Source organism: Vibrio sp. 10N.222.48.A3 (genome assembly GCF_041475345.1).
Lineage (GTDB): Bacteria > Pseudomonadota > Gammaproteobacteria > Enterobacterales > Vibrionaceae > Vibrio > Vibrio tasmaniensis_A.
Genome location: NZ_JBFRVX010000922.1, coordinates 1 through 889, shown reverse-complemented (window position 1 = coordinate 889; position 889 = coordinate 1). Strand labels below are relative to the sequence as shown.

Annotated in this window: 1 protein-coding gene; it reads left to right on the top strand. The window is 44.3% G+C overall.

Going from position 1 to position 889, the window contains the following annotated elements:
- Nucleotides 1-75: 75 nt before the first annotated feature.
- A partial coding sequence (locus tag AB4653_RS21855; protein WP_372105341.1) for a DUF72 domain-containing protein occupies nt 76-889 on the top strand: 814 nt, incomplete at its 3' end.

The window sequence follows — 889 nt, the reverse complement described above, 5'->3', positions numbered from 1 at the left end:
AAGATCAACACGCCCTAATTTCAACCCAAAAATTTTTTGTAATGACTGATGGCGTGATAAATAACGGTGTAATAGATGGATGCTCGTGTAATAACAACAGAAACTTTACCTCTAAGACTTGGGTTAACAATGTGGTCTCACTCTGAGTGGCAAAGTCAGTTCTATGGTAAAGGAACAAAACCCGCTGAGCGCTTAGAAAAATACTCCCAAGTTTTTCATACCGTTGAAGGCAACACGACTTTCTATGCGACACCCAGTGTCTCAACGGTCAATAACTGGAAAGCCGCGAGTCACGATGATTTCAAGTTTACTTTTAAGCTGCCTAAGTTCATCACCCACCAGCAGCACTTAAAACATTGCCAAGCCGAGCTCAAAGAATTTCTGCTCACCATGTCGCCCCTACATAGGCGCATTGGTCAGTGGACGATTCAATTGCCCCATAGCTTCGAACCCAGCATGCTTCCTGCCCTGCAAAAATTTTGTACCTTGTTTCCAAAAGACATGCAGCTCGGCGTTGAAGTTCGTCACCTTGGTTTCTTTGATAAAGGCGATGCCGAAAAACGTTTCAATCATTGGTTGATAGAAGAAGGGATCAATCGCATCATTATGGATAGCCGTCCTGTTTTCTCCGCACCACCAACCACAGAAGCGGTGATCGACGCGCATCAAAAGAAACCACGTGTTCCGGTTCATGCCATTGCGACGGCAAACAATCCGATGGTTCGCTTTATTGGTCATCCAGATCAGGAACCCAATCTGGCTTTCTTTAAACCTTGGTTCGCGAAATTACCGACTTGGTTAAATGAAGGAAAACAACCTTATTTAATGATCCACACCCCAGACAATAATCACGCCCCTGAGTTGGCGATTGCTATCTATAAGCAATTAC